General features: G+C 75.0%; 23 protein-coding genes. 7 read left to right on the forward strand and 16 right to left on the reverse strand.

The window, feature by feature from the left end:
- Positions 1 to 116 precede the first annotated feature (116 nt).
- Positions 117 to 1,226 (reverse strand): M24 family metallopeptidase, encoded by a 1,110-nt coding sequence (locus tag ABT299_RS19805; RefSeq protein ID WP_500251633.1) that lies wholly within the window; start codon positions 1,224 to 1,226, stop codon positions 117 to 119.
- A gap of 217 nt (positions 1,227 to 1,443) precedes the next feature.
- Here ABT299_RS19805 and ABT299_RS19810 point away from each other — a divergent pair, with 217 nt between their 5' ends.
- From ABT299_RS19810 to ABT299_RS19820, 3 genes are all read left to right on the forward strand, one after another.
- Positions 1,444 to 2,976, forward strand: a complete 1,533-nt coding sequence (locus ABT299_RS19810; protein WP_500251634.1) for a SpoIIE family protein phosphatase — start codon at positions 1,444 to 1,446, stop codon at positions 2,974 to 2,976.
- A 93-nt stretch (positions 2,977 to 3,069) separates the two neighbouring features.
- On the forward strand, positions 3,070 to 3,990 hold the full coding sequence (locus ABT299_RS19815; RefSeq protein WP_500251635.1) for a 5'-3' exonuclease: 921 nt from the start codon (positions 3,070 to 3,072) through the stop codon (positions 3,988 to 3,990).
- Positions 3,991 to 4,365: 375 nt separating this feature from the next.
- Positions 4,366 to 5,100 (forward strand): cyclic nucleotide-binding domain-containing protein, encoded by a 735-nt coding sequence (locus ABT299_RS19820; RefSeq protein WP_190864446.1) that lies wholly within the window; start codon positions 4,366 to 4,368, stop codon positions 5,098 to 5,100.
- Between the two features lie 198 nt (positions 5,101 to 5,298).
- On the opposite strand, the gene ABT299_RS19825 is transcribed toward ABT299_RS19820, so the two are convergent.
- From ABT299_RS19825 to nirB, 7 genes are all read right to left on the reverse strand, one after another.
- Positions 5,299 to 5,484 carry a hypothetical protein gene (locus ABT299_RS19825; RefSeq protein WP_500251636.1) on the reverse strand — a complete coding sequence of 62 codons (186 nt, stop codon included), beginning with the start codon at positions 5,482 to 5,484 and terminating at the stop codon, positions 5,299 to 5,301.
- Between the two features lie 107 nt (positions 5,485 to 5,591).
- Complete coding sequence (locus tag ABT299_RS19830; RefSeq protein ID WP_500251637.1) at positions 5,592 to 6,521, reverse strand: amidohydrolase family protein; 930 nt, start codon at positions 6,519 to 6,521, stop codon at positions 5,592 to 5,594.
- Between the two features lie 15 nt (positions 6,522 to 6,536).
- Positions 6,537 to 7,058 (reverse strand): gamma carbonic anhydrase family protein, encoded by a 522-nt coding sequence (locus ABT299_RS19835; protein WP_190864453.1) that lies wholly within the window; start codon positions 7,056 to 7,058, stop codon positions 6,537 to 6,539.
- 10 nt (positions 7,059 to 7,068) lie between these two features.
- A complete protein-coding gene (locus tag ABT299_RS19840) occupies positions 7,069 to 7,665 on the reverse strand; it encodes a TetR/AcrR family transcriptional regulator (protein ID WP_500251638.1) in 597 nt (198 codons plus the stop codon).
- A 19-nt stretch (positions 7,666 to 7,684) separates the two neighbouring features.
- Positions 7,685 to 9,118 carry an MFS transporter gene (locus tag ABT299_RS19845; protein WP_500251639.1) on the reverse strand — a complete coding sequence of 478 codons (1,434 nt, stop codon included), beginning with the start codon at positions 9,116 to 9,118 and terminating at the stop codon, positions 7,685 to 7,687.
- Positions 9,119 to 9,203: 85 nt separating this feature from the next.
- On the reverse strand, positions 9,204 to 10,676 hold the full coding sequence (locus ABT299_RS19850) for an FAD-dependent oxidoreductase (protein WP_500251640.1): 1,473 nt from the start codon (positions 10,674 to 10,676) through the stop codon (positions 9,204 to 9,206).
- The gene (gene nirB, locus ABT299_RS19855) at positions 10,673 to 13,177 is read right to left on the reverse strand and encodes a nitrite reductase large subunit NirB (RefSeq protein ID WP_500251641.1); all 2,505 of its coding nucleotides are present in this window, start codon (positions 13,175 to 13,177) and stop codon (positions 10,673 to 10,675) included. Before nirB ends, ABT299_RS19850 begins: the two co-directional genes overlap by 4 nt.
- A gap of 284 nt (positions 13,178 to 13,461) precedes the next feature.
- Here nirB and pgfA point away from each other — a divergent pair, with 284 nt between their 5' ends.
- The 3 genes from pgfA (at position 13,462) to ABT299_RS19870 (ending at position 15,648) form a co-directional block, all read left to right on the forward strand.
- Positions 13,462 to 14,436 carry a cell envelope lipid trafficking protein PgfA gene (gene pgfA, locus ABT299_RS19860; protein WP_500251642.1) on the forward strand — a complete coding sequence of 325 codons (975 nt, stop codon included), beginning with the start codon at positions 13,462 to 13,464 and terminating at the stop codon, positions 14,434 to 14,436.
- Positions 14,437 to 14,537: 101 nt separating this feature from the next.
- Complete coding sequence (locus ABT299_RS19865; protein WP_190864462.1) at positions 14,538 to 14,897, forward strand: hypothetical protein; 360 nt, start codon at positions 14,538 to 14,540, stop codon at positions 14,895 to 14,897.
- 124 nt (positions 14,898 to 15,021) lie between these two features.
- Entirely contained in the window at positions 15,022 to 15,648 is a 627-nt protein-coding gene (locus tag ABT299_RS19870; RefSeq protein ID WP_500251643.1) for a DUF4232 domain-containing protein, read from the forward strand.
- Positions 15,649 to 15,676: 28 nt separating this feature from the next.
- Here the strand turns inward: ABT299_RS19870 and ABT299_RS19875 are convergent, their stop codons facing one another.
- The 5 genes from ABT299_RS19875 to ABT299_RS19895 all read right to left on the reverse strand — a co-directional run bounded on the left by ABT299_RS19875 (position 15,677) and on the right by ABT299_RS19895 (position 20,945).
- Positions 15,677 to 16,939, reverse strand: a complete 1,263-nt coding sequence (locus tag ABT299_RS19875; protein WP_387018508.1) for a beta-ketoacyl-[acyl-carrier-protein] synthase family protein — start codon at positions 16,937 to 16,939, stop codon at positions 15,677 to 15,679.
- A 205-nt stretch (positions 16,940 to 17,144) separates the two neighbouring features.
- Positions 17,145 to 18,053 carry a 5-deoxy-glucuronate isomerase gene (gene iolB / locus ABT299_RS19880; RefSeq protein ID WP_500251644.1) on the reverse strand — a complete coding sequence of 303 codons (909 nt, stop codon included), beginning with the start codon at positions 18,051 to 18,053 and terminating at the stop codon, positions 17,145 to 17,147.
- Between the two features lie 20 nt (positions 18,054 to 18,073).
- Positions 18,074 to 18,964 carry a Cgl0159 family (beta/alpha)8-fold protein gene (locus ABT299_RS19885; protein WP_387018503.1) on the reverse strand — a complete coding sequence of 297 codons (891 nt, stop codon included), beginning with the start codon at positions 18,962 to 18,964 and terminating at the stop codon, positions 18,074 to 18,076.
- Positions 18,961 to 19,950 carry a 5-dehydro-2-deoxygluconokinase gene (iolC, locus tag ABT299_RS19890; protein ID WP_190864472.1) on the reverse strand — a complete coding sequence of 330 codons (990 nt, stop codon included), beginning with the start codon at positions 19,948 to 19,950 and terminating at the stop codon, positions 18,961 to 18,963. The genes ABT299_RS19885 and iolC overlap by 4 nt, the downstream gene beginning before the upstream one ends.
- Positions 19,947 to 20,945, reverse strand: coding sequence for a Gfo/Idh/MocA family protein (locus ABT299_RS19895; RefSeq protein ID WP_387018500.1), 999 nt, complete (start codon positions 20,943 to 20,945; stop codon positions 19,947 to 19,949). Before ABT299_RS19895 ends, iolC begins: the two co-directional genes overlap by 4 nt.
- 143 nt (positions 20,946 to 21,088) lie before the next feature.
- Here ABT299_RS19895 and ABT299_RS19900 point away from each other — a divergent pair, with 143 nt between their 5' ends.
- Positions 21,089 to 21,826: a UTRA domain-containing protein gene (locus tag ABT299_RS19900; protein ID WP_190864477.1), complete on the forward strand. Its 738-nt coding sequence runs from the start codon at positions 21,089 to 21,091 to the stop codon at positions 21,824 to 21,826.
- Positions 21,827 to 21,910: 84 nt separating this feature from the next.
- Here ABT299_RS19900 and ABT299_RS19905 read toward each other — a convergent pair whose 3' ends face one another.
- Genes ABT299_RS19905 through ABT299_RS19915 form a run of 3 tightly spaced genes read right to left on the reverse strand, consistent with a single transcriptional unit; the run spans position 21,911 to position 26,416 of the window.
- Positions 21,911 to 24,601 (reverse strand): sugar-binding protein, encoded by a 2,691-nt coding sequence (locus ABT299_RS19905; RefSeq protein ID WP_500251645.1) that lies wholly within the window; start codon positions 24,599 to 24,601, stop codon positions 21,911 to 21,913.
- Between the two features lie 49 nt (positions 24,602 to 24,650).
- A complete protein-coding gene (locus ABT299_RS19910; protein ID WP_190864480.1) occupies positions 24,651 to 25,445 on the reverse strand; it encodes a carbohydrate ABC transporter permease in 795 nt (264 codons plus the stop codon).
- On the reverse strand, positions 25,442 to 26,416 hold the full coding sequence (locus tag ABT299_RS19915) for a carbohydrate ABC transporter permease (RefSeq protein ID WP_500251646.1): 975 nt from the start codon (positions 26,414 to 26,416) through the stop codon (positions 25,442 to 25,444). Before ABT299_RS19915 ends, ABT299_RS19910 begins: the two co-directional genes overlap by 4 nt.
- Positions 26,417 to 26,447: the final 31 nt, after the last annotated feature.

Raw genomic sequence — 26,447 nt, forward strand, 5'->3', positions numbered from 1 at the left:
CGTTACCGGCCTGTTTCCGGGTCATTTTTCGCCGACCGAAAACAAGCAGAAGGCGCGGACGAAAACGTCCGCGCCTTCGCGCCCTCACGCCCCGGAGGCCCCGGGAGGCCGGAGGTTCAGCTGACGACCACCAGGCCCCGCTCCGTCACGTTCATCGGCTCGTGGCCGTCCTCGGTGCACACGACGATGTCCTCGATGCGCGCGCCGTGCGGGCCCGGGTAGATGCCCGGCTCGATCGAGAACGCCATTCCCGGTTCCAGCGGCTCGCGGTTGCCCGCCACGATGTACGGGTCCTCGTGCGACTCCAGGCCGATGCCGTGCCCGGTGCGGTGGAAGAAGTGCTCGCCGTGCCCCGCCGCCGCGATGACGTCGCGGGCCGCCGCGTCCACCGCCTCCGGTGTCACGCCCGGCCGGACCGCCTCGCGGGACAGCCGCTGCGCCTCCTCCAGCACCGCGAAGTAGGCGGCGTAGTCGGCGGGCGGCTCGCCCACGCAGTAGTTGCGGGTGGAGTCCGAGCAGTAGCCGCTCGGCATCGTCCCGCCGATGTCGACCACCACCGGCTCGCCCGCGCGGATCACCCGGTCCGACAGCTCCGCGTGCGGGTTCGCGCCGTTCGGGCCCGACCCGACGATGACGAAGTCGACGGCCTCGTGGCCCTCCGCGATGATCGCGTCGGCGATGTCCCGGCCGACCTCCCGCTCCGTCCGGCCGGCCCGCAGGAACTCCGGCACGCGCCGGTGCACCCGGTCGATCGCCGCGCCGGCCTCGCGCAGCGCGGCGACCTCGGCCGCGCTCTTGCGCATCCGCAGCTCCCGCAGCACGCCGCCCGCCGCGACCTGCTCGGCGCCCGGCATCGCGGCGCGGAACCGCAGCGCCATCACCGCCCACATCCGGTCGGCCACGCCCACCGACGCCAGGCCGCCCGGCAGGCGGCGGGCGACCAGCGCGTACGGGTCGTCGGTCTCGTCCCACGGGACCAGTTCCACGCCGAGCGAGCCGGCGGGCGACTCCTGCGCCGCCGGCAGCTCCAGCCGCGGCACGACCAGGAACGCCTCGCCGGCCGCCGGCACCACCAGGCAGGTGAGCCGCTCGAGCTGCTTGGCGTCGTAGCCGGTGACGTAGCGCAGGTCCGGGCCGGGCGTCAGCAGGACCGCGCCGAGGCCCGCCTTCGCGGTCGCCTCGCGCACCCGCCCCAGCCGCTCGCGCGGATACAACTCCGTTGTCACATCCGTCTCCATACCGGTCGCGGTGCCGGGCCGCCCCGCCGCCGGGCGTGGGCCGCGCCGCGGATCACCGCTTCCTCCTCCCCTGTGACCTGCTCCTGTTACATTCTGTCCGTGCTCCGACACAGTTCGCACCGCCTCGGATACCGCACCAGGATCCCAACAACGCCGCCGGGCCGCCGCCCCGGCCCGCCCGCGCCGCCGCGCCGCGGCTGAGCCGATGCGGCGCACCCGAGACACCGCCGGACGCGAGGATACGTCGGCGGCAAGCGGTCCCACCCTCGCCGAGCGGCCCGCCGTCGAGCCGCCCACCGCCGGGCAGGCCACCGTCGAGCAGGCGAAGGGCGTGCTGGCGGAGCGGTTCGGCTGCGACGTGGAGACCGCCTACGACCGGCTGCTGGAACTCGCCGCCGGGGCCGGCGTGGAGCCCGAGACGGCCGCGGCGCTGCTGCTCGGCGCCGCCCCGAACGCAGCGGCCCAGGCCCGCCTCCCGGCCGCGCCGGCGTCCGGCCGGGCTCCGGACCGCGGCGACGTGCCGCTTCCGCGCGCCGCTTCCGCCGGCGACCCCGCCGGCCCGGAGGACGACGCCGATCCCGCCGCGCGGCTCGCGCTCGTCGAGCGGCTCGGCGGCCTCGGCTGGGGCCGCTGGGACCTGGCCACCGGCGCGGCCCGCTGGTCCGCCGGGCTGTACGAGCTGTTCGGGCGGGACCCCGCCGCCGGGCCGGTGCCCCTGGACCGGCTCGCCGAGCACGTCGTCCCCGCCGACCGGCGGCACGCCGAGCACTTCACGCGCGCCCTGCTCGGCCGCCGCGAGCCCGCCGACGCGGAGTTCCGCGTCCGCGCCGGGGGCGCCGTCCGGCACCTGCGCGCGATGGCCGAGCCGGTCCTGGACACCCGCGGCGAACCCGCCGCGCTGCGCGCCGTCTTCCAGGACGCCTCGCGCGGCCGCTGCGACGAGCTGCTGGCGGCCACCCGGCTCCAGCTGGTGCGGCAGCGCCGCCGCGTCGCCGAGGAGCGGCGCACCGCCGTGGAACTGCAGCGCGCGCTGCTGCCCCTCCCCCGCGGCCCGCGCGACCTGCCGGGGCTGCGCGCCGCCGTCCGCTACCTGCCCGCCTGCGGCGCGACGCGGGTCGGCGGCGACTGGTACGAGGCGACCCCGCTGTCCGGCGGCGAGGTCTTCCTCGCGATCGGCGACGTGGCCGGGCACGGGCCGCCCGCCGCGGCCGGGATGGCGCGCGTCCGCAACGCGCTCAGCGGCCTGGCCTGCACCGGCGCACCGCCCGACCGGCTGCTGGCGGCGCTGAACCGGATGCTGCTGAACCGGACGCCGCTCGACGAGCCCGCGCGCGGGCGGGACCGGCCGCTGACCGCGAGCGCCGTCGCCGCCCGCTACGAGCCCGGGTCCCGCGTCCTGACCTGGGCGCGGGCCGGGCACCCGCCGCCGCTGCTGGTCCGCGACGGCGCCGCCGCGCTGCTGGAGGCCCCCGAGGGCGTGCTGCTCGGCGCGCACGAGGCCCCCGACCTGGAGGCGGTCATCACCCGGCTGCACCGCGGCGACCTGCTGCTCTTCTACACCGACGGGCTCGTCGAGCGCCGCGACCGCGACCTCGCCGACGGGTTCCGGATGCTGCTCGCCGCGGCGGCGGAGCGTCCGGGCGCCGGGCCCGACGCCGTCATCGACCACGTGCTGCGCTCGCTCGGCGCCGCCAATCCCGACGACGACACGTGCGTGCTCGCCGTCCGGGTCGCCTGAACCGAGCCGACCGGCCCGCACGTCCGGGCGGCGCGTCCGGGCGGCCTGCCGTGGCGCCGCCGGGATGTCGGGGGCGCGTGGGAGCATGAGGCCATGAGCGGGCTGATGCTGCTGGACACGCCGTCGTTGTACTTCCGCGCCTTCTACGGGGTGCCCGAGTCGGTGACGGCGCCGGACGGCACGCCGGTGAACGCCGTCCGCGGGCTGATCGACATGATCGCCCGGCTCGTCCAGGACCGCTCCCCCGACCGCCTCGTCTGCTGCATGGACGCCGACTGGCGGCCGGCGTTCCGGGTCGAGGCGCTGCCGTCCTACAAGGCGCACCGGGTCGCCGAGGACGGCGGCGACCAGACCCCCGACGCGCTGGAGGCGCAGCTGCCCGTCATCGACGCGGTGCTGGACGCGTTCGGGCTGGCCCGCATCGGCGTCCCCGGCTACGAGGCCGACGACGTCATCGGCACCCTCGCCGTGCGGGGCGCGGCGGACGGCCCGGTCGACATCGTCACCGGCGACCGCGACCTGTTCCAGCTCGTCGACGACGCCGGCCCGGTGTCGGTGCTGTACACCGCGCGCGGCATCAGGAACCTGCAGGTCATGGGCGAGGCGGAGGTCGCGGCCAAGTACGGCATCCCCGGCCGCGGGTACGGCGACTACGCGACGCTGCGCGGCGACCCGAGCGACGGCCTGCCGGGCGTGCCGGGCGTCGGCGACAAGACCGCCGCCGCGCTGATCACCCGGTTCGGGTCGGTCGACGGCATCCTGGCGGCGCTGGACGCGGGGATCACCGACGGGTTCCCGGCGGGCGCCCGCAAGCGGATGGAGGCGGCGCGGGAGTACCTGGCGTCCGCCGAGACCGTGGTCCGGGTCGTCACCGACATAAACGCGCCGGAGCTGGCGAAGCTGGACGACCGGCTGCCCTCCGAACCGCGGGACGCCGAGGCCCTGGTGGAGCTCGCCGACTCCTGGAACCTTTCCAGCCCCGTGAACCGCCTGCTGAACGCCCTTTCCCGCTAGCCCGCCGGTCCCGCCGCGCCGCGGGACGCGCACGGATTCCCGTGGCGCGGGAATTCCCGGCTGCAATTTTCCGCGAAAGTGTCAGATGACGCAGACGCGGTGCGCCCGCGCGCGCAGCATGTGGATCAATGAGGGGTTCTCCTAGGGACATGCGGAGAGCACGCACGCCGCCGCGGGACGGGCGATGACGGCCGTCGACCGGGCACCGGGTCCGGCCGCGGCGGCCGCACGAGCGGACCGGTATCCGCGGCACTGGGCCTCACCGCCCCACTCCCCCCATCTGCCGCGGGTACCGGTTCACCAGGCGGCGCGCACCGGCGCGCGCCCGTCCGTCCCGACCCGTGAGCCCCGCGGGGCTCGGAAAGCCGGCACCCCGTGAACACCAGGACACCGCCCCTCGGCGGCCTCGCCGCCCCCGCCGCGCCCGGCGGCGACGGCTTCTGGACCGAGCTCGACCACGGCCAGCGCGCCGCGCTGGCGGCGGCGGCCCGGCAGCGCAACTACCCGGCGCGGGCGCCCCTGTGCTACCAGGGCGAGGACTCCGACCACATCATCGTCATCCGGTCGGGCTGGGCGAAGGTGACGTCCACGACGCCGGACGGCCACGAGGTGGTGCTGGCCGTGCGCGGCCCCGGCGACCTGGTCTGCGAGAGCGCGGTGCTCGGCAGCCGGCACCGGTCGGCGACCGTCACCGCGCTCACCCCGGTCCGCGGGCTGGTCGTCCCGGCCGGCCGCTTCACCGCGTTCCTGGACGCCCATCCGGGCGTCTGGCGGCTGGTGAGCGGCACGTTCGTGCGGCGGCTGGACGACGCGGACCGGCGGGTGCGGGCGAACGTGTCGGCGCAGGGCGCGCGGCGGCTGGCGATGCTGCTGGCGCATCTCGCCGAGCTGTCGGCGGCGTACGCGCCGCCGTCCGCGGACGGTTCGGTGGACATCGGCCCGCCGCTGTCGCAGGAGGAGCTGGGCAGCTGGATGGACGCCTCGCGCGAGACCGTCGCCCGCGCGCTCGCGGTGCTGCGCCGCGCGGGCCTCGTCCGGACGGGGCGCCGGCGGATCACCGTGGTGGAGCCCGGCGCGCTCCGCGCGTTCGCGCACGACCCCGCCGACTGACCGGCCCGGTGCCTTTACGCTGTAGATCACGAACGCGCGGGCGGTGGCGGTGAACACGGCGGCGCCTGTGCGGACCTGCGCTGTCGCGGAGTTGTGCTGGTGCGGAGTTGTGCTGGTGCGGAGTTGTGCTGGTGCGGAGTTGTGCTGGTGCGGACCTGCGCTGTCGCGGGCCTCCGGCGGTGCGGGTGCCGAGCGCGGTCAGCGCCGGCGGCGGCGCGTGTAGTGGCGCCAGTCCCGGCCGGCGCCGACGCCCGCGAAGTGCAGCGACAAAAGCAGCAGCCCGAGGACGGTCAGCGTCCCGTTGTTGATGGCGTCCGACGACACGTCGGCGAGGTCGGCGAGCAGGGCGAGGGCGAAGACGAACGCGGCGACGATCGCGAGCATGGTGTCCTCCGTCGGGGGGTTCGGGACGCGCCGGGCGCCCCGCGGGTACCGTCCCGATCACCGTTCGCGCGCCCGCGAAAACGGTGCCCCGGTTTCGGACGCCCGAATCAGCCGCCGACGCCTTGTCCCGAGCTCTGCCCCGAACCCTGCCCCGATCCGGTGCCCTGGTCCGAGCCGAGGTCGTCCGCGATGCCGGGGTAGACCCGCATCGCGTTGCCGCCGAGGACGAGCGAGACGGTCTCCTCGTCCAGGCCGAGGCCGGCGACGGCACGGGCGTTGCGGGCGATGCCCGGGACGCCCGGCCAGTCCGTCCCGAACACGAACTTGCGGGCCAGCCGCTTCAGGTCGTACCGGGCGTAGTACTCGGGGAGGCGGCGCGGCGGCAGCCCCGACAGCTCGATCCACACCTCCTCGCGGGACAGCGCGAGGAACGCCGCCGCGTCGTACCACCAGCCGCGCCCGCCGTGCGCCAGCACGAACGTCAGCCCGGGGAACAGCCGGAGGACGTCGTCGATCGGCGTCGGGTCGGCGTACCGGTTGGCCGAGCCGGGGAAGGAGCTGGTGCCGCAGTGCACGACGACCGGCACGCCCGCGTCCCGGCACAGCGCGTAGGCCGGGTACAGCTCGGGGTCGGCGACGGAGAACCCGCCGTGCACCGGGTGCAGCTTGAGCGCGACGGCGCCGAACCCGAGCTGGCGCTCCAGCTCGGCGTCGATCGGGTAGTGCAGGTGCGGGTTGACGTTGGCGACCGGCTTGAAGCGGCGCGGGTTGTGCTTGACGAGCGGCACCAGGTCCTCGATGGGCTGGTAGCCGGTGGTCTTGGGGCTGTACTCGCACAGCAGCAGCGCGACGTCCACGCCCTCGGACGCGAAGTAGGCGTCGACGCGGTCGGGGACGAGGGTGCCGGAGTCGTCGTAGAGGTCCTGCCAGGGATGCGCGGAGCCGAACTCCTCGGCCCACTGCCGCCAGGCCGGGGGCAGGGTCGGCAGCCGCGCGGTGTGGACGTGGGCGTCGATGAGGGGACGTCCGTCGAGCATGTGCGCCTCCCCGCGTCAGTCCTCGATCAGCTCGAGCTCGGCGGCATAGCGGCGCCCGTTGGCGACGTACATCGCGACCGCCTCGGCGTGCCACTTCTCGTCGATGCCGCCGGGCCGGGGCTTGGCGGGGACGCCGAGGGCGGTGTGCCCGGACGGGACGACGGCGCCCTCGGTGACGACGGCCCCCGCGCCCACGACGGCGCCGGTCTCCACGCGGGCACGGTTGAGCACGACGGAGCCGGACCCGACGAGGCAGCGGTCCTCCACGACGCAGCCTTCGAGGTGGGCGTTGTGGCCGACGACGCAGTCGGCGCCGATGACGGTCGGCCATGCCTCGGTGGTGTGCACGACGGTGCCGTCCTGGACGGACGTGCGGGCGCCGACGGTGATCGCGCCGTAGTCGCCGCGCAGCACGGCGCCCGGCCAGACGGTGGCGCCCTCGGCGAGGGTCACGGACCCGATGACGGTCGCGCCCGGATGGACGTACGCGGTCGGATGGATGTCGGGGACCTGGTCTCCCAGCGCGTAGACGGCCATGCGGCGGAGCCTACCGGCCGCCCCCGGCCGCGCCGCCGCCGAGGGCGCCCAAGATCGTCGAGACCAGCGTCTCCGCGGCCTCCGCGGCGTCCAGCCGCCCTTCGTCCACCTCCTGCGTGGCCGCGTGCATCAGCGTGTAGACGGCGGTGACCTGCCAGCCGGGCGGCGCGGCGGCCGTGAAGACGCCCTCGTCGCGGCCGCGCCGCAGCAGTCGCTCGAGGCGGGCGAGGACGGGGGCGTGCCGGTCGCGGACCCGCTCGGGTCCGAGCACCCGCAGCGCCACCGTCAGCACGGTGCGCTGCCGGTCCAGGACGCGCCAGGACGAGCGGACGAGGCGCGCGAGGGCCTCGTCCGCGCGCCCGGCGTCGACGTCGACGGCGCCGAGGACGGCGTCGGCGTCGGCCAGCGACCGGTCGAACAGGGTGTCCACGAGCGCCTCGCGGGACGGGAAGTGCCCGTAGAGGGTGACCCGCCCGACCCCCGCGGCCTTGGCGATCTCGGTCATGCTGGCCGAGGGGTCGCGGCCGAGGCGGGCGAGGGCGGCGTCGAGGATGGCCTCGATGTTGCGCTCGGCGTCGGCGCGGCGGCGCGTGGTCGCGGGGGTCATGGGATCAGCGTACGGGGCGTCAGTGCGCGAACACCGGGCCGTCGCCGAGGTCGGGGCGGCCCGGCGGCACGAGGACGAGGGCGAGCAGCGCGACGACGGCGGCCGCCACCCCGAAGGTCGTGAACGCGCTGTGGAAGCCGCCGGCGGTGCGCCCGCCTATGCTCGCGCCCGCGATGGCGGTCGCCAGCGCGATGCCGAGGGCCCCGCCGATCTCGTGGCCGGTGTTGACGACGCCGGGGGCGAGCCCGGCCTCCTCGTGCCCGATCCCGCTCATCGCGGTCATGGTGGCGCTGACGAAGCCGGCGCCCGCGCCGACGGCCAGCAGCACGAATCCGGGGAGGACGTCGGGCAGGAGGTGGCCCGCCGCGGGCGCGCGCGCCAGCAGGAGCACCCCGGCCGCCGCGACGAGGAAGCCGGCGGCCGCGACGGGCCGGGTGCCGGTCCGGCCCGCCAGGTGCGAGGCGAGGTGGGCGCCGGCGATGGTCGCGACGGCGGCCGGGAGGAACGCCAGGCCGGTCTTCACCGCGGAGAACCCCAGCAGGTTCTGCAGGTACTGCGAGCAGAGGAAGAACCCCGACAGCAGCAGCGCGGACGCGGCCACCATGAGCACGTTGCCGGACGCGATCGTCCGGCGCCGCAGCAGGGCGGGCGGGACGAGCGGCGTGCGGACGGCCCGCTCGATCAGCAGGAAGGCGGCGGCGAGCACGGCGGCGGCGCCGATCGGGGTCAGCGCCCGGGCGGCGCCCCATCCGTGCTCTCCCGCCTGGACCAGGCCGTAGATGAGGGCGGCGGCGGCGAGCGTGGCGGTGACGGCGCCGCCGGGGTCCAGCGGGCGGCGCACCGGCGGGATGTGCGCCACGGCCGACGGCAGGAGCGCCAGCACCGCCAGCCCGACCGGGACGTTGACGAAGAACACCCACTTCCAGCCGGGGCCGCTGGTGAGCAGGCCGCCGGCCAGCACGCCCACGGCGGCGCCGGTGCCGCCGATGCCCGCCCACACGCCGAGGGCGCGGTTGCGCTCGGGGCCGTGGAAGGTGGTGGTGACGATCGACAGGGCGGCCGGGGACAGCAGCGCGGCGCCGACGCCCTGGGCCGCGCGCCCGGCGATGAGCATCCCGCCGGTGGCGGCGAGGCCGGAGGCCAGGGACGCGGCGGTGAACAGCGCGAGGCCGAGCAGGAAGGCGCGCCTGCGGCCGATCGTGTCGGCGAGCCGGCCGCCGAGCAGCAGCAGGCCGCCGAAGCACAGCGAGTAGGCGGTGACGACCCAGGTCTGGCCGCCGCGGCCGAGGTGCAGGTCGGCGGCGACGGACGGCAGGGCGACGTTCACCACGGTGATGTCGATGATCAGCATGGACTGGGCGACGCACAGCAGGACGAGGGCCCGCCACCGGTGGGGGCGGGGGGCCGGCGCGTCCGGGTGCGCGTGCGGCGGCGCGGTCGCGTGGTCGTGCACGGAGGCTCCTAACTCGAACACCATTGTTCGGGTTAGCGTAGCCCGGAAGGCCGAGAAGTTGAACAGGTTTGTTCGACTTATCTCCCTAGGCGTCCACCGACTCCTGCTCGTCGAGCCAGGACACGATCCCCTCCAGCGCGTCGCGGCAGCTCCCGCAGCCGGTCGCCGCGCGGGTCCGCCGGGAGACCTCGTCGGCGGTGCGGGCGCCGTCCTGCCAGCAGGCGCGGATCTGCCCCTTGCTGACGTTGTTGCAGTCGCAGACCGTCGCCGCGTCCGGCATCCGCACCGGCGAGGCCGCCTCGGGCGCGCCGCCGAGCCCCGGGAACAGCAGGTCGAGGCGCTCGGACGGCAGCGGCGACGCCCGGTCGTAGAGCTGGGTGAGCGTCCCGGCGGCGGACGTCTCGCCGAGCAGGATCGCGCCGATCAGCCGGCCGTCCCTGATCACCGCCTTCTTGTAGGTGCCGCGCGCCATGTCGCTGAACCGGACGACCTCCACGCCGTCGTCGTCGTCGCCGAAGTGCGTCTCACCCATCGACGCCAGCTCGATGCCCGCCGCCTTCAGCCGGGTGATCTGCCGTGCGCCGGTGAAGCGCGCGGCCGGGTCGGTGCCCGCGAGCAGCCGGGCCAGCACCGTCGCCTGCTCCCAGGCGGGCGCGACCAGCCCGTAGACCTCGTCGCGGTGCTCCGAGCACTCGCCGATCGCGCGGACGGACGGGTCGCTGACCGAGCGCAGCTCGTCGTCCACGACCACCGCCCGGCCGATCGCCAGGCCCGCGTCGCGGGCCAGCGACACCTCGGGCCGGACCCCGCACGACAGGATGACCAGGTCGGTGTCCAGGACCTCCCGCCCGCCGTCCGGCAGCGCCAGCTCGACGCCGGTGACCGCGCGGTCGGCGCCGGTGCCGGCGGTGCGCAGCCCGGCGACGTTCGCCTGGACGCGGGTGCCGATGCCCAGGCGCGCGAGCGTCCGCGCCAGCACCTTGCCCGCGGCGGGGTCGAGCTGGCGCTCCATCAGGTGGCCGGCCAGGTGCAGGACCGTCACGTCCAGCCCCCGGCCCATCAGCCCGCGCGCCGCCTCGATGCCGAGCAGCCCGCCGCCGACCACCACCGCCCGCTTCGCCGACTCGGCCAGCTCGGAGATCCGGCGGCAGTCGTCGAGCGTCCGGAACACCAGCGCGCCGCCGGGCAGCCCGTCCTCCAGGCCCGGCATCGGCGGGACGAACGCGGTGCTGCCGGTCGCCAGCACGAGCGTGCCGTACCGGGTGACGGTGCCGTCGGAGGCGTGCACGGCGCGCGCCTCCCGGTCGACGCGGACGACCTCCACGCCGAGCCGGGCGTCCACGCCGTGCGAGGCGTACCAGGCCGCGTCGACCAGGCTGATGTGGTCCGGCCTGGTCTTTCCGGCGAGGACGTTCGACAGCAGCACCCGGTTGTAGGGCCGCTGCGTCTCCGCGCCGAACACCGTGACGGGCACGCCCGGATCGCGGGAGCGCAGCTCGCTGACGAACCGCGCCCCGGCCATCCCGTTCCCGACGACCACGATCCGTTCGCGGTTCACTTGACCTCCAGCGGCAGGAGCACGGGCTTGATCTGCTCGCGCTCGACCTCGAACTCGATGCTCGGATCGGGGGTCTGCGGCGCGTTGACGAACGAGACGAACCGGCGGAGCCGGTCGGGGTCGGCGAGGGTGTCGCGCCATTCGTCGGAGTAGGCGGCCACGTGCCGCTCCATGGCGGCGTCCAGCTCGGCGCAGATGCCGAGCCGGTCGTCCACGATCACCTCGCGCAGGTACTCGACGCCGCCGTCGAGGGCCTCCAGCCAGCTCGCGGTGCGCTGCAGCCGGTCGGCGGTGCGGATGTAGAACATCAGGAACCGGTCGATGGTGCGGATCAGCTCCTCGTCCGACAGGTCGGAGGCGAACAGGTCGGCGTGCCGGGGCCGCATCCCGCCGTTGCCGGCGAGGTAGAGGTTCCAGCCGTTCTCGGTGGCGATGACGCCGAAGTCCTTGCTCTGCGCCTCCGCGCACTCCCGGGCGCAGCCCGACACCGCCGACTTCAGCTTGTGCGGGGCCCGCAGCCCCCGGTACCGCAGCTCCAGGCGGATCGCCATCGCCACCGAGTCCTGCACGCCGTACCGGCACCAGGTGGAGCCGACGCACGACTTCACCGTCCGCAGCGCCTTGCCGTAGGCGTGCCCGGACTCGAACCCGGCGTCGACGAGCCGCCTCCAGATCTCCGGGAGCTGCTCGACGCGTGCGCCGAACAGGTCGATCCGCTGACCACCGGTGATCTTGGTGTAGAGGCCGAAGTCGCGGGCCACCTCCCCGATCACGATCAGCCTCTCCGGGGTGATCTCCCCGCCGGGGACCCGCGGGACCACCGAGTACGTGCCGTTCTTCTGCAGGTTGGCCAGGAAGTGGTCGTTGGTGTCCTGGAGCGCGGCCTGCTCGCCCTCCAGGATGTGCCCGTTGCCGAGGCTGGCCAGGATGGACGCGACGGCGGGCTTGCAGATGTCGCAGCCCCGCCCGCGGCCGTGCTCCTGGACGAGCTGGGTGAAGCTCGTGACCCGCCCGCCGCGGACGATGTCGAACAGCTCGGCGCGGCTGTAGTCGAAGTGCTCGCAGATCGCCCTGCTGACCTCGATGCCGGCGGCGGTCAGCTCGGCGTCCAGGATCCGCTTCACCAGCGGGACGCAGCTGCCGCAGCTCGTCCCGGCCTTCGTGCAGCCCTTCACCGCGCCGACGTCGGTGAGGGACTCCGCCGCGATCGCGCCGCGGATCGTCTCGGCGGTCACGTTGTTGCAGGAGCAGATGACGGTCGCGCCGGGCAGGTCGCCGCCCGCCGCCTCCGTCCCGCCGAACAGCATCTGCTCGGGGGCGCCGGGCAGGTTCCCGCCGACGTAGGCACGCAGCGTCCCGTAGGACTCGGCGTCGCCGACCAGGACGCCGCCGAGCAGGGTCTTCGCGTCGTCGCTGACCACGAGCTTCTTGTAGACGCCGGCGACCGGGTCGGTGTAGGTGACGCCGAGCGCGCCCTGGTCGGGGCCCGCGAACGGGTCGCCGAAGCTGGCGACGTCGACGCCCATCAGCTTCAGCTTCGTCGACATGTCGGCGCCCTCGAACGCCGCGGTGCCGCCGGGGTTGAGCAGCCGGTCGGCGACGACCTCCGCCATCGAGAAACACGGCCCGACCAGCCCGTACACCGTCCCGCCGACCAGCGCGCACTCGCCGATCGCCCAGATCGCCGGGTCCTCGGTGCGGCAGGCGGCGTCGACGACGATCCCGCCGCGCTCCCCCACCGGCAGCCCGCAGCCGCGGGCCAGCTCGTCGCGCGGCCGGATGCCCGCGGAGAACACCACGACCTCGGCGTCGATCCGCCGCCCGCCGGCGAGCGCGATGCCCGCGACGGCGCCGTCCGCGCCCGCCTCCAGCCGCTCCATCGGCTCCCCGGCGTGCACGGCCATGCCGAGGGCCTCGATGTGGCGGCGCAGCATCGCGCCACCGCCTTCGTCGAGCTGGCGCGGCATCAGCCACGGCGCGACCTCGACGACGCCGCTGCGCAGCCCGAGTCCCTGGATCGCGCGGGCCGCCTCCAGGCCGAGCAGGCCGCCGCCGACCACGGCGCCGGTCGCGCGGTCCCGGGCGTAGTCGCGGATGGCGTCCAGGTCGTCGATGGTGCGGTAGACGAACACGCCGGGCAGGTCCCGGCCCTCCACCGGCGGAACGAACGGCGCCGACCCGGTGGCCAGCACCAGCGCGTCGTAGCCGACGGTGCGTCCGGCCGAGGTCGTGACGGTGCGGGCGGCGCGGTCGATCGCGGTGACCCGCTCGCCGGTGACGACGGAGACCTCCGCGCCGTGCGCGGGGTAGGCGAGGTCGGCGCCCTCCAGGTGGGTGGTCAGCGCCACCCGGTCGTAGGCGGTGCGCGGCTCCTCGCCGATGACGGTGACCGTCCACGTCCCGGCGGCGTCGCGCTCGCGCAGGGCCTCCACCAGCCGATGCGAGGCCGGTCCGTGGCCGACCACGACCAGGTGCATGTCCGGTTCGTTGCGGGCTTCCATGGCTTGATCCTCGATAAGCCGTATTTCCCGTATGGGTCCCGAACGTCACCCGCGCGTTAACTGGCACTCACATCGGCAGGCCCGGCGGGGTGGGCGGATCCGGCCCGCCGGACCGGGCCCCGTCGCGGGCACAGGCGCGGGCGGGCGCGGCTGGACGCCCGCACAAAATTTCGATTTCCCGACCATATCCATTCATTTCGGCGCCTTCTTGGCGGACGATGTGCGGACCGGGCGCGGCGCCCGGCCATCGGGGCGAGGGAGCAGCGAAGGACGAGGAGGCGGCATTGCGCAACGTCATCGGCATGGTGCTCACAGGGCTGGGCGCGTTCCTCCTGATCACCGCCGTGCTGGTCCGGTTCTACGTCGCTCCCCGGCTGATCGCCGCACCGACGGACGTCTACCAGGTCACCCGCCTGCGCGCCGACAACGCCACCTACTTCGACGCCACGTCCGCCAAGCAGGTCACCGGCGCGACCGTCGTCGCCACCAACACCGTCCGCGGCGACGTGACGTCGTCGCACGGCGACATCGCCGTCTGGGACTCGGCGACGATGATCCAGGACGTCGGGCGCCGCACGACCATCGAGATCCAGAACCAGCGGGTCGCGTTCGACCGCCGCACGGGCATGCTGAGCGGGTGCTGCGGCGCCTCGGTGAACGGCGACGTCTCGGCGCGCCAGTCGGGGCTCGGGCTGTTCTGGCCCGTGGACGCCACCAAGAAGACCAAGCCGGTCTACGATCCGGCGACGCGCCGGGCCTGGCCCGCCGTCTACGCCGGCGAGGAGCGCGTGCACGGCATCCGCGCCTGGCGGTTCGTCCAGCACATCCCGAACACCAGGCTGCAGGGCCAGGATCTGCCGGACGTGCCCGGCGAGCTGCTCGGGCGCGCCAAGGGCGCCCCCGCGGTCCCGGTCGACCGCTACTACCAGGCCGACGGCACGTACTGGGTGGACCCGCGCACCGGCAACCCGATCGACCAGGAGCAGAAGGTGCTGTCCACTCTGCAGCCGAGGAGCGGCCCGGGGCGCCTCGTCGTGGGGCAGATGGACCTGCGGATGACGCCGGAGTCGCAGAAGTCGCTGCAGGACACGTCGGCGGACGGCGCGTCCAAGATCAACCTGCTGCGGATCGCCGTCCCGGTCGGCTCGGCGGCGGTCGGCGCCGTCCTGCTGGCGGCCGGGGCCGTCGTCGGCCGGGCGGGGCGCCGGCGCGCGCCGCGCAGCCGGCAGCCCGGGGAGCCCCTCGCCACCACGCGCTGACCTGCCCGTTAAGTCCGTGATGTGGGGGTACGTCCCCTAGGACGCCCGGGCCGGCCCGGTCCGCCGCGCCGGCCGCACATCCATGAGGGAAGGGGGACCCGATGGGCGGGCAGAACCATCCGATCCGCGGCGAGCACAAGTACGACCGCCGGATCACCGCGCCGGACCAGCACGAGGAGCGGCCCGGCCAGAGCCTGGTCACCACGGACCACGACGTGATCCGCCAGTGGGCCGACGAGCGCGGCGCCGAGCCGTGCAGCGTGCCCGGCAGCGACTACGGGGGCAGGCCCGGCCGGCTGCTGTTCGACTTCCCCGGCTACGGCGGGGAGAACCTGGAGCACATCTCCTGGGACGACTGGTTCCGCACCTTCGACGAGCGCGAGCTCGACTTCATCTACCAGGAGCATAAGAAGAACGGGGCGCAGAGCAACTTCTTCCAGCTGGAGAACCCCGGCCGCTGACCCGCCGCTCCGCCCGCACCGGGCGCGCCCCGGTGCGGGCGCGCCCCGCCGCGTCCGGGACGGGGACGATCGCGAATCGCGAGATTTGTGGATCTTGAGGGCGCGTTCCGGCGTCCGAGTACCCGTGACGACAGAGAAGAAGAGCCGTGCGGCCGTCCTGGTCCTGACGGGCGTCGCGCTCGGCGCGGCCCTCACCGGATGCAAGGTGGGCGACACGGGCGCCGATCCGGGCGGCACCAGGACGAACGCCGGGACCGGCACCGCACCCGCGGGCGGCCGCACCGCCGAAGGAGCGGGCGGCGACGCCGGATCGGGTCCGGGCTCGCTCGCCCGCTGCCACACGCGCGACCTCGCGGCGCGGGTCGGCCGCCTCGACGGGGCCGCCGGATCGCGGTCGACCAAGATCGTCCTGACCAACGCCTCCGGCCGCGCGTGCCGGGTCTACGGATGGCCGGGCGTCGGCATCGCCGTCGCGGACGGGTCGGCGCTGCCGAGCAGCGACCGGCGGGTGGGCGGCCCGCCTCCGCACCTGGTGCTCCAGCCGGACGGGCACGCCTACACCGAGATCGACTGGGCGGCGCCGGGCGCCGCCGACCCGCAGTCCCGGTCGGAGGCCGCGCTGCCGGGCCTGCTGACGGTCATCCCGCCGGACGAGACCCTGGCGCTGCGCGTCCCGTGGTCCTTCGGGCCGGTGGCGGAGCAGGGGAACTTCCGGGTGACCCCGCTCAAGCCGGGCAGCGGACCGGCCTGACCCGCCGGCGCCTCACCCCGGCGCGTCCTCAGGCCGGGGTGAGGACGAGCGCGGCGTCGTGCCCGCCGAACCCGAACGAGTTCGACAGGACCGGCGCCGACGCGGGGATCGCGCGCGCCTCGCCGTGGACCACGTCGATCAGCCCGGTCTCCGCGTCCGGCCCGGCGAAGTTCGCGGTCGGCGGGACGAGTCCGGCGGCGCCGCAGCGCAGCGCGACGATGGCCTCCACCGCGCCGCCCGCGCCCAGGATGTGGCCGGTCACGCCCTTGGTCGCGGTGACGGGCGGGGCGTCGCCGCGGAAGCAGCGGTCGATCGCGAGGGCCTCGGCGCCGTCGTTGCCGCGGGTCCCGGTGGCGTGCGCCGACACGTGCCCGATGTCGCGCGGGGCGAGGCGGGCGTCGGCGAGGGCCGCGGCCATGCAGCGGGCGGCGACCCGGCCGTCCTTGCGCGGCGCGACGATGTGCGCGGCGTCGCTCGCGGCGGCGTACCCGGTGACCTCGCCGTGCACGCGGGCGCCGCGCGCGGCGGCGCGGTCGGCGCGCTCCAGCACGAGGAACGCGGCGGCCTCCCCGACGACGAACCCGTCCCGGTCCGCGTCGAAAGGGCGGCTCGCGGTGTGCGGCGCGTCGTCGCGGCGGGCGAGCGTGCCGATGCGCGCGAACGCCGCCATCACGAACGGCGTCAGGATCGCGTCGACGCCGCCCGCCACGGCGGCGTCGATCCGCCCCGCGCGGATCGCGAGGGCGGCCTCCCCGATCGCGGTGGCACCGCTCGCGCAGCCCGTCGAGTACGTCGGGCACGGCCCCTCGCACCCGTGCCGGATCGAGATGTTCGCGGCGGTCGCGTTCGGCATGATCATCGGGACGGCGGGGACCGGGACGCGGTGCAGCGTCCCCGCGTGCTCGTGCCCGCCGAGCGCGACCACCGACGCGAGGTTCGCGGCGGCCGTCCCGACGTACACCCCGCGCCGCCCCGGCGCCGGGGCGTCCGGCCCGTGCAGGCCCGCGTCGGCGAGCGCGTCCTCGGCGGCGGCGACGCCGAGGCGCGTCATGCGGTCGAGGCGCCGCAGCTCGGGACGGGTGAAGTAGCGCTCCTCCTCGAACGGCTGCGCGGGGCACCCGTAGGAGACCGCCGTCCCCGCCTCCAGCAGGTCCTGGACGTGGACGGCCTGCGACTTCCCGGAGAAGACGGTGGCGACGACCTCGTCCGGGGTGCCGCCCGCCGGGCTCTTCACGCCGAACCCGGTGACCACCACCCGGGGAGTTCCGTCGGCCCGGCGCGCAGCAGTCATCCGTCACCTCGCGGTCGTCTGGGAAAACGCAAGGATTGGAAGCTAGCCGCCCTTCGCGCGCCGCCACTTGGCCCTCCGGGCACATTTCTCGCGGGCGTTTTTGTCACCGCCATGCGAGAACTCCGGAAACGCCTTCACGGCGGTACGGATCAGGGGACGCTGGTGCTTTTCCGTTTCCGGGGAGCGGGACCTCGGCGCGGTTCCGTCAGCGTTCGCGGCCCGCGGCCGACGTCATGGGCAGCCGCTCGTCGACGTTCTCGGCCGCCCAGGCGCCGCGGACCCAGGCGTGGGCCGGGTCGTCGCAGATCCGCCAGGCCCGCTCCTCCCCCGGCCCCGCCATCACGTTCAGGTAGTACAGGTCGTAGCCCGGCACCGCCATCGACGGGCCGTGCCAGCCGTGCGGGATCAGCACGACGTCGCCGGTGCGGACCTCCTCCAGCACGTCGATCGGGCGCTCCGCGGTGCCGTACACCCGCTGGTAGCCCATGCCCGGACGGCCGTCGGGGCCGTCCGCGACCTCGAAGTAGTAGATCTCCTCCAGCACCGACTCGGTCGCCGTCTCCTCGTCGTGCTTGTGCGGCGGGTAGGACGACCAGTTCCCGCCGGGCGTCAGCACCTCGCAGGCGATCAGCCGGTCGGCCTCGAACGCCTCCGGGGTGCAGAAGTTGTTCACCTGGCGGCTCGCCGCCCCGGCGCCGCGCAGCTCGACGGGCACCCCTTCGGCGGGTCCGTAGCGCGGCGGAAGGCGGCGCTCGCAGCGGGCGGACGGCAGCGCGAACCGGCCGCCGTCGCGCGACGACACGACCACCGTGGCGTCGCGCGGCGCGTAGGCGAAGTCGGTGACGCGGGAGAAGACGTCGGCGCGCCCCCGCAGGTCGAACGGCACGGCCTCCTCGCCGGGGACCGTGACGGCGGCGCGGCACGATCCGGCGAGCGGCAGGACGAGGGTCTCGGAGTCCCCCGTCTCGACGGTCACCTCCTCGCCGGGGCCGAGCGTCACGACGCGCAGGCCCGAGTACGTCCACCCGGCGTCCGCCGGCGCGATGTCCACCCCGGTCGTCCCGTCCACCCCGGTCGTCCCGTCCACCCCGATCGTTCCGTCACCCCAGGTCATTCCGTCCTCCTCGCGGGGGTTCACAGCGCCGCCACCGCGGCGTCGACCGCCGCCGCGACGTCGCCGCCCGGCGGGTACAGCAGGCTGCGGCCGATGACCAGGCCGCGGACGGTCGGCAGCTTCAGCGCCTCCCGCCAGCCGGCGAGCGCGGCGTCCGGGTCGGCGGACACCTCGCCGCCGAGCAGCAGCGCGGGCAGCGTCGAGGCCGCCATGACCCGCTCCATCTCCGGCACGACGGGCACCTTGAGCCAGGTGCGCGAGGACGTGGCGCCGAGCCCGGAGGCGATCGCGACCGCGCGGATCATCGCCTCCGCCGTGAGCTCGTTGCGGACGCGCCCGTCCTCGCCCCGCGCCGACATGAACGGCTCGACCATCGCCATCAGGCCGTGCGCGGCCAGGTCGGTCACCGCGCGCCCGCACGCCTCCAGCGTCCGCGCGGTGGCCGGGTCGGCGGGGTCGACGCGCAGCAGCATCTTGCCGCCGTCCAGCCCGGCCGCCGCGATCGCGGGCGCGCTGTAGGCGGTGAACCGGTCGTCGATCTCGAACGACGCGCCGGCGAGGCCGCCCCGGTTCATGGAGCCGACGGCGAGCTTGCCGTCCAGCGCGCCGAGCAGGAGCAGGTCCTCCAGCACGTCGGGGGTGCCGAGCACGCCGTTCACGCCGGGCCGCGCCAGCGCCGTGCACATCCGCTCCAGCAGGTCGCGGCGGTCGGCCATGGCCAGCGGGTCGGATCCGGCGCGCAGCGCGCCGCGCGCCGGATGGTCCGCCGCGATGATCATCAGGGGGCCGGACGCGCCGGGCGGGCCGGCCGGCCGCACCCGCCGGGCGGCGGCGCGCGCCACCGCCTCCGGATGCGCCGCCCGGACCTCGGCGAGGGCGGCGTAGCGTTCCGCGAACGTTCCCGCGCTCACGCGGTCACCTCACTTCCAGGGCCCGGCGTCCGCCGGGCGGCGAGCAGCCGCTCGACCTCGTCGGCGGCGGGCATGGCGTCGGCGCAGGCCAGCCGGGACGCGACGATCGCCCCGGCGGCGCCGGCGAACCGCACGATCCGTTCCAGGTCCCAGCCGCTGAGCAGGCCGTGGCAGAGGGCGCCGCCGAACGCGTCCCCAGCGCCGAGCCCGTTGACCACCTCCACCGGCGTCGGCGGGACCTCGACGACGCCGTCCGCGGACGCGGCGAGGACGCCGCGCGGGCCCTGCTTGACGACGGCGACCGACACGCCCCGGTCCAGCAGCGCGCGGGCGGCGGCGCGCGGTTCGCGCTCGCCGACGGCGACCTCGCACTCGTCGAGGTTGCCGACCGCGACGGTCGCGTGCCGCAGCGCTTCGCGCACGCGCGCGCGGGCCGCGTCCGGCGACTCCCAGAACATCGGCCGGTAGTCCAGGTCGAGGACGGTGGTGCCGGGGTGCGCCGCGAGCGCGGCGACCGTCGCCTCCCGGCTCGGCTCCTGCGACAGCCCGGTCACCGTCGCCCAGAAGATCCGGGCGGCGGCGATCGCGTCCAGGTCCAGCTCCCCCGCGCGGATCTCCATGTCCGGCGCCTTCGGGTACCGGTAGAAGTACAGCGGGAAGTCGTCCGGCGGGAAGATCTCGCAGAACGCCAGGGGCGTCGGCAGGCCGGGCACCTCGGTGACGAACCGGTCGTCCACGCCGTAGCCCTTCAGCGCCGCGTGGACGAACCGCCCGAACGGGTCGGCACCGGTGCGGGTGATGACCGCGCTGCGGCGGCCGTAGCGGGCCGCGGCGACCGCCACGTTGGTGGCGCTGCCGCCCAGGTACTTGCCGAACGTCTCGACGTCCTCGAGCGGAACCCCGACCTGCCGCGGGTAGACGTCGACGCTGACACGGCCCATCGTGATGAGGTCGTGCGGCACCCCGCCCTCCGGCGCGGCCGTCATCGGCGCACCTCCTCGATCGTGACGGTGCGCCGCTCGCGGCGGGAGATCCCGCACGCCTCCGCCACGTAGAGCGCCTCCAGGCTCTCCTCGGGCGGGCACGGGCTGGCCGTGCCGTCCGCCACCATCAGGGCGAACGCCGCCAGCTCGGCCGCGTAGGCGTCGGCGAACCTCTCCAGGAAACCGGTGTGCGCGGGACCGGCCGGGCGGATGCCCGCGGCCGCCGGGGACAGCGGCGTCCCGTCGTCCAGCCCGGCGACGACGCCGCCCTGCGAGCCGAGGACCTCCAGCCGCACGTCGTAGCCGGCCGCGTTGTAGCGGGTCGCGGACACGAGCGCGAGCGTCCCGTCGTCCAGGGTCAGCACGGCCGCGCCCGTGTCGACGTCGCCGGCCTCGGCGAAGACTGGCGACCCGCGGTTGGCGCCGGTCGCGGTCACCTCGGTCACCTGCCGTCCGGTGACGAACCGGACGGCGTCGAAGTCGTGCACCGAGCAGTCGCGGAACAGCCCGCCGGAGCCGGGGATGTAGTCGTCCGGCGGCGGCACCGGGTCCAGCGTGCAGGAGCGGACGGTGTGCACCCAGCCGAGCCGGCCCGAGGCCACCGCGTCCCGCGCCGCGACGTGGCCGGGGTCGAAGCGGCGCTGGAAGCCCACCTGCACGGGCACGCCCGCGCCGCGGACCGCCTTCAGCACCTCGATCGTCCCGGCCAGGTCGGGCGCGACGGGCTTCTCCACGAACACCGGCATCCCGGCCTCGACGGCGCGCACCACCAGGCCGGCGTGCGCGTCCGTCGGCGCGGCGACGACGAGCGCGTCCAGCCCCGCGGCGAACAGCGCGCCGACGTCCTCGGCGGCGCGGACGCCGAGCCTGCCGGCCGCCTCCCGCGCCCGGCGCGGGTCGGCGTCGGCGACGACGACCTCCGCGACCCCGGGCAGCGCGCGCAGCGTCTCCGCGTGCGCGCTCCCGATCCGTCCCGCTCCAGCGAGCCCGATCCTCATCGCACCCCTTCCGGCCGTGAATCGCGACCGAGTCTCATGGAACGATCCAACATCTGTCAACACTATGTCCTGACATAAGGACTTAAATATCTCCGGACGGCGGTGGACTAAGCTGCGTCACACCCCCGAGAAAGGAGCCCCGCGTGCACGGACCGACGGTCACGCTGGACCGCGGCAGCCCGGTGCCGCTGTACTTCCAGGTCGCCCAGCAGCTCGAGGCGGCCATCCGGTCCGGCGAGCTGCCGCCCGGCGCCCGGCTGGACAACGAGCTCGACCTCGCCGCCCGGTACCGGCTGTCCCGGCCGACCGTCCGGCAGGCGATCCAGCACCTGGTCGACAAGGGGCTCCTCGTCCGCAAGCGCGGCGTCGGCACCCAGGTCGTCCAGTCGCAGGTCCGCCGCCCCATCGAGCTGACCAGCCTGCACGACGACCTCGCCGCGGCCGGCGCCGAACCGCGCACCCGGGTGCTGGAGTTCGGGCCCGCCCCGGCCGGCGACGAGGCCGCCGAGCGGCTCGGCGTCCCGGCCGGGACCGAGGTGCTGCGGCTGCGCCGGCTGCGGCTCACCGGCGGCGAGCCGCTGGCGCTGCTCACCAACGTGCTGCCCGCCGGGCTGATCGACGTCACCGCCGAGCACCTCGCCGAGCACGGCCTGTACGAGACGCTGCGCGCCGCCGGGGTCAACCTGCGGATCGCGCACCAGACGATCGGGGCGCGGGGCGCGACGGCCGCGGAGGCGCGGCTGCTGGACGAGCGGAGCGGCACGCCGCTGCTCACCATGACCCGCACCGCCTTCGACGACAACGGCACCGCGGTCGAGTACGGCGACCACGTCTACCGGGCCGACCGGTACTCCTTCTCCCACACGCTCGTCGGCCGCTGACCGGGCCGGCGTGCCCCCGCGCGCCGGCCCGGCCCTCGGCCGGATGCCGCCGCGCCGGGCGCGAGCCCGGCGCGGCGGCGCCGTTCACCGGCTCAGCCGGGCGATGCTGCTCGCCGTGCCCCCCTTCTTCGCCTCGAACGCGACGGCGAGCAGGCCGCTCGCGCCCGTGACGGTCACGGACTGGGAGCCCGCGCGCTTCACCTCGACGGTCTTGGTGCCGAGGACCTTGCCGTCCCAGACCGTCACGTGCGCCGTGCCGGGACCGGTGGCCTGCAGGCTGAAGGTCGCGGACCCGCCGGACACCGTCGGCCGGCCGGCGATGCGCGCGCTGTCGGAGCGCGGCGCCGCCGGGCCGCCCGCGAGCGGGATCCCGGTGCGGACGGCCTGCTCGATCGACTCGGGCGAGTTCACCGAGGCCGCCGCGTCGGTCGGCATCACCGGCGCCGGCGGGGTGGTCGGCAGGCTCGGGTCCGGGGTGTAGCCGGGCAGGGTCGTCTGGCCCCACCGGTACGGGTCGCCCTGCACGCCGCCCCAGGTCGACCAGCCGATCCGGGTCTGGCCGGTCTTGTCCTGGGTGTCGGAGTCGTAGACGAAGACGTTCAGGCCCATCCGCGCCGGGTCCACGGCGGTCGGCAGGTCCTTGAACGGGATCTTCGCCTCGATGGTGTAGCCGTCGTAGGGCTGGTTCACCGTCGCGGCCACCTGCATGCCGGGCGCCGCGTCCGCGCCGCCCTGGTGGGCGTCCGCGTCGCGCTCGAAGCACGGCTTGCCGTCCGACATCTGCGGGAAGATGCCGGTCTTGAAGGTGGTCGAGGTGTTCTCCGAGTCACCGCGCGGGTCGATCCCGATCTCCACCGAGTCGGTGCGCCAGTGCCGCTTGCAGTCGTCGGCGCCGAGCACCGTGCCCTGCTTGTCGTCGCGGACCTTGACCAGCACGTTCAGCGCGTCGTCGGTCCAGGTCACCTTGCCGGTGGCCGAGCAGTCGTCGGCCGACGCGCAGGCGTCGCCCTCCCACACCCGCGACAGGTTCAGCTCGGCGCCGGCGTACTCGCCCGGCTCCTCCTTGCCGTCGATCTTCGGGGCGGCGGACGCCTTGGGGATCTCGGCGACCGGGACCAGTTCCAGCGCCGCCGCCTCCACGTCGGCCGGGCCGGACGACGGGGTGGTGGTGATGGTGTAGTCGAAGTCGCCGCCGGAGCCGCCCTGGTTGGAGGTCGGCAGCGAGGCGTCGGTGTTGGTCACCTTGAAGGTGGCCGTGCCCTTCGCGCCGGCCGCGAGGGTGTACGGCTTGGACGCGGCGTCGGCCGAGAAGCCCTTCGGCAGGTCCAGCTTCACCGTGCCCGACTGCGCGGACGAGGTGGTGTTCACCAGGTCCACCCGCACGTCGCGCGACTTGCCCGACCCGACGGTCAGCACCCGCTTCATCTGGCCGATGAGGGCGGGCACGCCGGTCTTGGTGGCCCAGGTGTCGAAGTCGTCGACGCGGGGCAGCGGCTGCTGCTGGCCCGTGACCGGCGGCTGGACGTTCACCATCGTCGCGGTCTGGCCCGCGGCGCGGCCGGACGTGAGCTTCGCGGAGATCTGGGCGCGGCCGACGGAGGCGCCGGCGGGCGGCGTCACCTTGAACGTCGCCGTGCGCTCGCTCGACCCGACCTTGCCCAGGTCACCGTTTCCTGTCACGTTCCAACCGGACGGCACCGAGAGCGCGGCCCGCGCGTTCTTCAGCTGCTCCGGCGCGCTCGCGTGCGCCGTCACCGTGAACGCCGCGCCGGGCGTCACCCCGTACGTCTGCGTCGTCAGGAAGAACCGCGTCCCGAGCGGCAGGCCGCCCTTGCCCGGCGTGACCGCGCCCTCCAGCGGAGCCGACGGGTCGGTGTTGCCGAGCGTGAACGGCACGCGGCTCGCGATCTGCGTGAGGTAGTCGCAGCCGATCTTGGACGGGTCCGACGGCGCGTCCGGGAACCCGGCCCAGCCCTGGCTCACGTACAGCCGCTGCGCCTCCCGCTCCACCTGCGCCCACGTCTTGCCGCCGTTGCGGGCCGACGCGCGGCCGCCCCACACCCCGTACGCCACCGACGCCGGCGTGCTGGGGGTGACCTTGGCGGCGCACTCCTGCCCGGTCGGGCCGGACGCCCCGCCGCCCTGGAACAGCCGTCCCGGCGCCCAGGTCTTCAGGCCCTCCTTGCTGAGCTGCGTCGGGAAGGCGTTGGGGTCCGCGGCGGCGTAGTACGCCTCGGTCGCCAGCCGCGCGGCCTCCTGGTGGTTGCCGTGCTGGCCGGGCAGCGGCGCCGGGTTCATCGTCACGATCACCTTGGGCCGGGTCTCGCGGACGATCCGCACGACCTTCGCGAGCGTGTCGTCGTGGCCCCAGGTGTCCTCGGTGAGCGGCGCGCTCACCGTGTAGTAGAAGTCGACCTTGTCGAGGTTGTGGACGTCGGTGACGCCCGCCTTGCCGACCGCGCGCCGCTCCTCGTCCTCGCGGAGCAGGCCGAGCGCCGGGCCCTCCTCGGTCCCCGCGGCGTTGCCGCCGCCCTCGCCGCGGGTGACGGTCAGCACGCCCGTCCGGGCCTTGTCGAACTCGTTCCACTGGCCGAGCGTCGACAGGGTGCCGGACTCGTCGTCGGGGTGCGCCCCGACGAACAGCACGTCCAGCCGACCCTGTTCCGACGTCGCCGTGGACGGTGCCGTCCGCGCCTGCGCGGGCGGGCCGGCCAGCGCGATGGCCGAGCCCGCCAGCGCGGCGGACAGGACGGCGGGTAGGGCGAGTCTTCGCATGAACTCTCCTGTTCCGTTGCGGGGCCGCTGGGGGGCGGCCCCGGACTCCCTACTCCTTGATGGCCCCCGAGAGCATCCCTGCAATGAACCGCCGTTGCAGGAAGACATAGACGATCACGATGGGCGCGGCGATGATCAGCGCGCCCGCCATGAGCAGTGCGTAGTCGGTCTTGTGCGCGCCCTGGAAGAACGACAGCCCGAGCGGCGCGGTGCGCAGCCCCTCGTCGGAGTTCACGATCACCAGCGGCAGCAGGAACTCGTTCCAGGTCCACATGGTGATCAGCACGACCATGGTGAGGATCGCCGGCCGGCCGATCGGCACCAGCACCCGCCACAGGGTCGTCCAGCTCGACGCGCCGTCCATCCGGGCCGCCTCCATCAGCGAGGGCGGGACGCTGCGGAAGTAGGCGCGCATCCAGAACGTGCCGAACGCGACCGACATCGCGACCTGCGGCAGGATCAGCCCGGCGTAGGTGTTGTCCAGCCCGGCCGAGCGCAGGTCGAAGTAGAGCGGCACGACGACGGCCTCGGTGGGGATGGTGAGGCCCGCCAGGAACAGCAGGAACACCGCCCCCGCGCCGCGGAAACGCATGACGCCGAGCGCGTACCCGGACATGATCGAGAAGACGCTGGCCAGCACCACCGTGACGGCGGTGACGACGACGCTGTTGCGCAGGTAGGCGGCGAAGTGGCCCTCGGTCCAGGCCACCCGGAAGGTGTCGAACGACAGCTCGCCTGGCAGCTTCAGCGCCTGCGCGACGATGCCGATCATCGGGAACAGGGCGATCACCGCGAACAGCGCCAGTACGGCGTGGTTCAGGATCCGCTCGTAGCGCCTGCTCATTCGCCCCTCCCCTCGACGAGGCGGCCGATGCCCGCGGTGATCGCGAACGCCAGCACGGCCAGGGTGACGCCGATCGCGCAGCCGAGGCCGACCTCGCCGGTGTTGAACGTGCGGTTGTAGACCTCGTAGGCGGGCACCTTCGTGGAGTCGCCCGGGCCGCCGGCGGTGGCCATGTAGATGAGGTCGAAGTTGCGCACCGCCATGATCGTGGTGAGCGTCAGCGCCACCGACAGCTCGCGGCGCAGCCCCGGCAGGGTGACGGTGAAGAACTCCCGGATCGCCCCGGCGCCGTCGATCCGCGCCGCCTCGTACAGCTCCCGGGGGATCTTCTGCACGCCGGCCAGGAACAGCACCAGCGCCAGGCCGATCTCCACCCACGTGCCGACGAGCCCGATGGCGGGCAGCGCGAAGGTGAAGTCGCCGAGCCAGCCGTGCCGCCAGTCGGGCAGCCCGATGTCGTGCAGCCAGCCGAGGACGGTGTTGACGGGCCCGTGCGTGGAGTACACCCACTGCCACGCCACGGCGACCGCGACCATCGCGATGACCTGCGGCATGAACAGCACGGTGCGGAAGAACGTCAGGCCGCGGATCTTCGTCCTGGACATGATGGCGACCAGCACGAACGCGATGCAGCACGGCAGGATCGCGTAGAACACGATCAGGATCAGCAGGTGCCCGAACGCGCCTCGCAGCGTCGGGTCGGTCCAGGTGGCGGTGTAGTTGGACAGCCCGGCCCAGGTCGCCGGGCCGATGCCGTCCCAGTGGTAGAGGGAGAACTGCGCCCCCCGCACCAGCGGCCACAGCAGGAACGCCCCGTACACCACCAGGGCCGGCAGCACGTACAGCCAGCCGACGGAGCGGGGCTCCCCCGGCGGCCGGGACCGGGCCCGGCGGCCTGCGGGCCGCCCGTTGCTCGTGCCGGGCGCCTCGGGCCCCGGCTCGGGGGTCTTCTGCCGCGCGACGGTCGTCATCTGCGCGCTCCTCGCTGTCACCTCGTCGGCG

The sequence above is a fragment of the Spirillospora sp. NPDC000708 genome (assembly GCF_040299565.1).
In the GTDB taxonomy this organism is placed as follows: Bacteria; Actinomycetota; Actinomycetes; order Streptosporangiales; family Streptosporangiaceae; genus Spirillospora.

Excerpts from the sequence above, each read along its gene's own strand:
- ABT299_RS19830 (WP_500251637.1), bottom strand. The coding sequence starts at position 6,521 with ATGCTCGACGGACGTCCCCTCATCGACGCCCACGTCCACACCGCGCGG.
- ABT299_RS19915 (WP_500251646.1), bottom strand. The coding sequence starts at position 26,416 with ATGACGACCGTCGCGCGGCAGAAGACCCCCGAGCCGGGGCCCGAGGCG.
- iolC (WP_190864472.1), bottom strand. The coding sequence starts at position 19,950 with ATGACGGCCGCGCCGGAGGGCGGGGTGCCGCACGACCTCATCACGATG.
- ABT299_RS19825 (WP_500251636.1), bottom strand. The coding sequence starts at position 5,484 with ATGCTCGCGATCGTCGCCGCGTTCGTCTTCGCCCTCGCCCTGCTCGCC.
- nirB (WP_500251641.1), bottom strand. The coding sequence starts at position 13,177 with ATGGAAGCCCGCAACGAACCGGACATGCACCTGGTCGTGGTCGGCCAC.
- ABT299_RS19895 (WP_387018500.1), bottom strand. The coding sequence starts at position 20,945 with ATGAGGATCGGGCTCGCTGGAGCGGGACGGATCGGGAGCGCGCACGCG.
- iolB (WP_500251644.1), bottom strand. The coding sequence starts at position 18,053 with ATGACCTGGGGTGACGGAACGATCGGGGTGGACGGGACGACCGGGGTG.
- ABT299_RS19875 (WP_387018508.1), bottom strand. The coding sequence starts at position 16,939 with ATGACTGCTGCGCGCCGGGCCGACGGAACTCCCCGGGTGGTGGTCACC.
- ABT299_RS19815 (WP_500251635.1), top strand. The coding sequence starts at position 3,070 with ATGAGCGGGCTGATGCTGCTGGACACGCCGTCGTTGTACTTCCGCGCC.
- ABT299_RS19840 (WP_500251638.1), bottom strand. The coding sequence starts at position 7,665 with ATGACCCCCGCGACCACGCGCCGCCGCGCCGACGCCGAGCGCAACATC.
- ABT299_RS19810 (WP_500251634.1), top strand. The coding sequence starts at position 1,444 with ATGCGGCGCACCCGAGACACCGCCGGACGCGAGGATACGTCGGCGGCA.
- ABT299_RS19905 (WP_500251645.1), bottom strand. The coding sequence starts at position 24,601 with ATGCGAAGACTCGCCCTACCCGCCGTCCTGTCCGCCGCGCTGGCGGGC.
- ABT299_RS19865 (WP_190864462.1), top strand. The coding sequence starts at position 14,538 with ATGGGCGGGCAGAACCATCCGATCCGCGGCGAGCACAAGTACGACCGC.
- ABT299_RS19835 (WP_190864453.1), bottom strand. The coding sequence starts at position 7,058 with ATGGCCGTCTACGCGCTGGGAGACCAGGTCCCCGACATCCATCCGACC.
- ABT299_RS19910 (WP_190864480.1), bottom strand. The coding sequence starts at position 25,445 with ATGAGCAGGCGCTACGAGCGGATCCTGAACCACGCCGTACTGGCGCTG.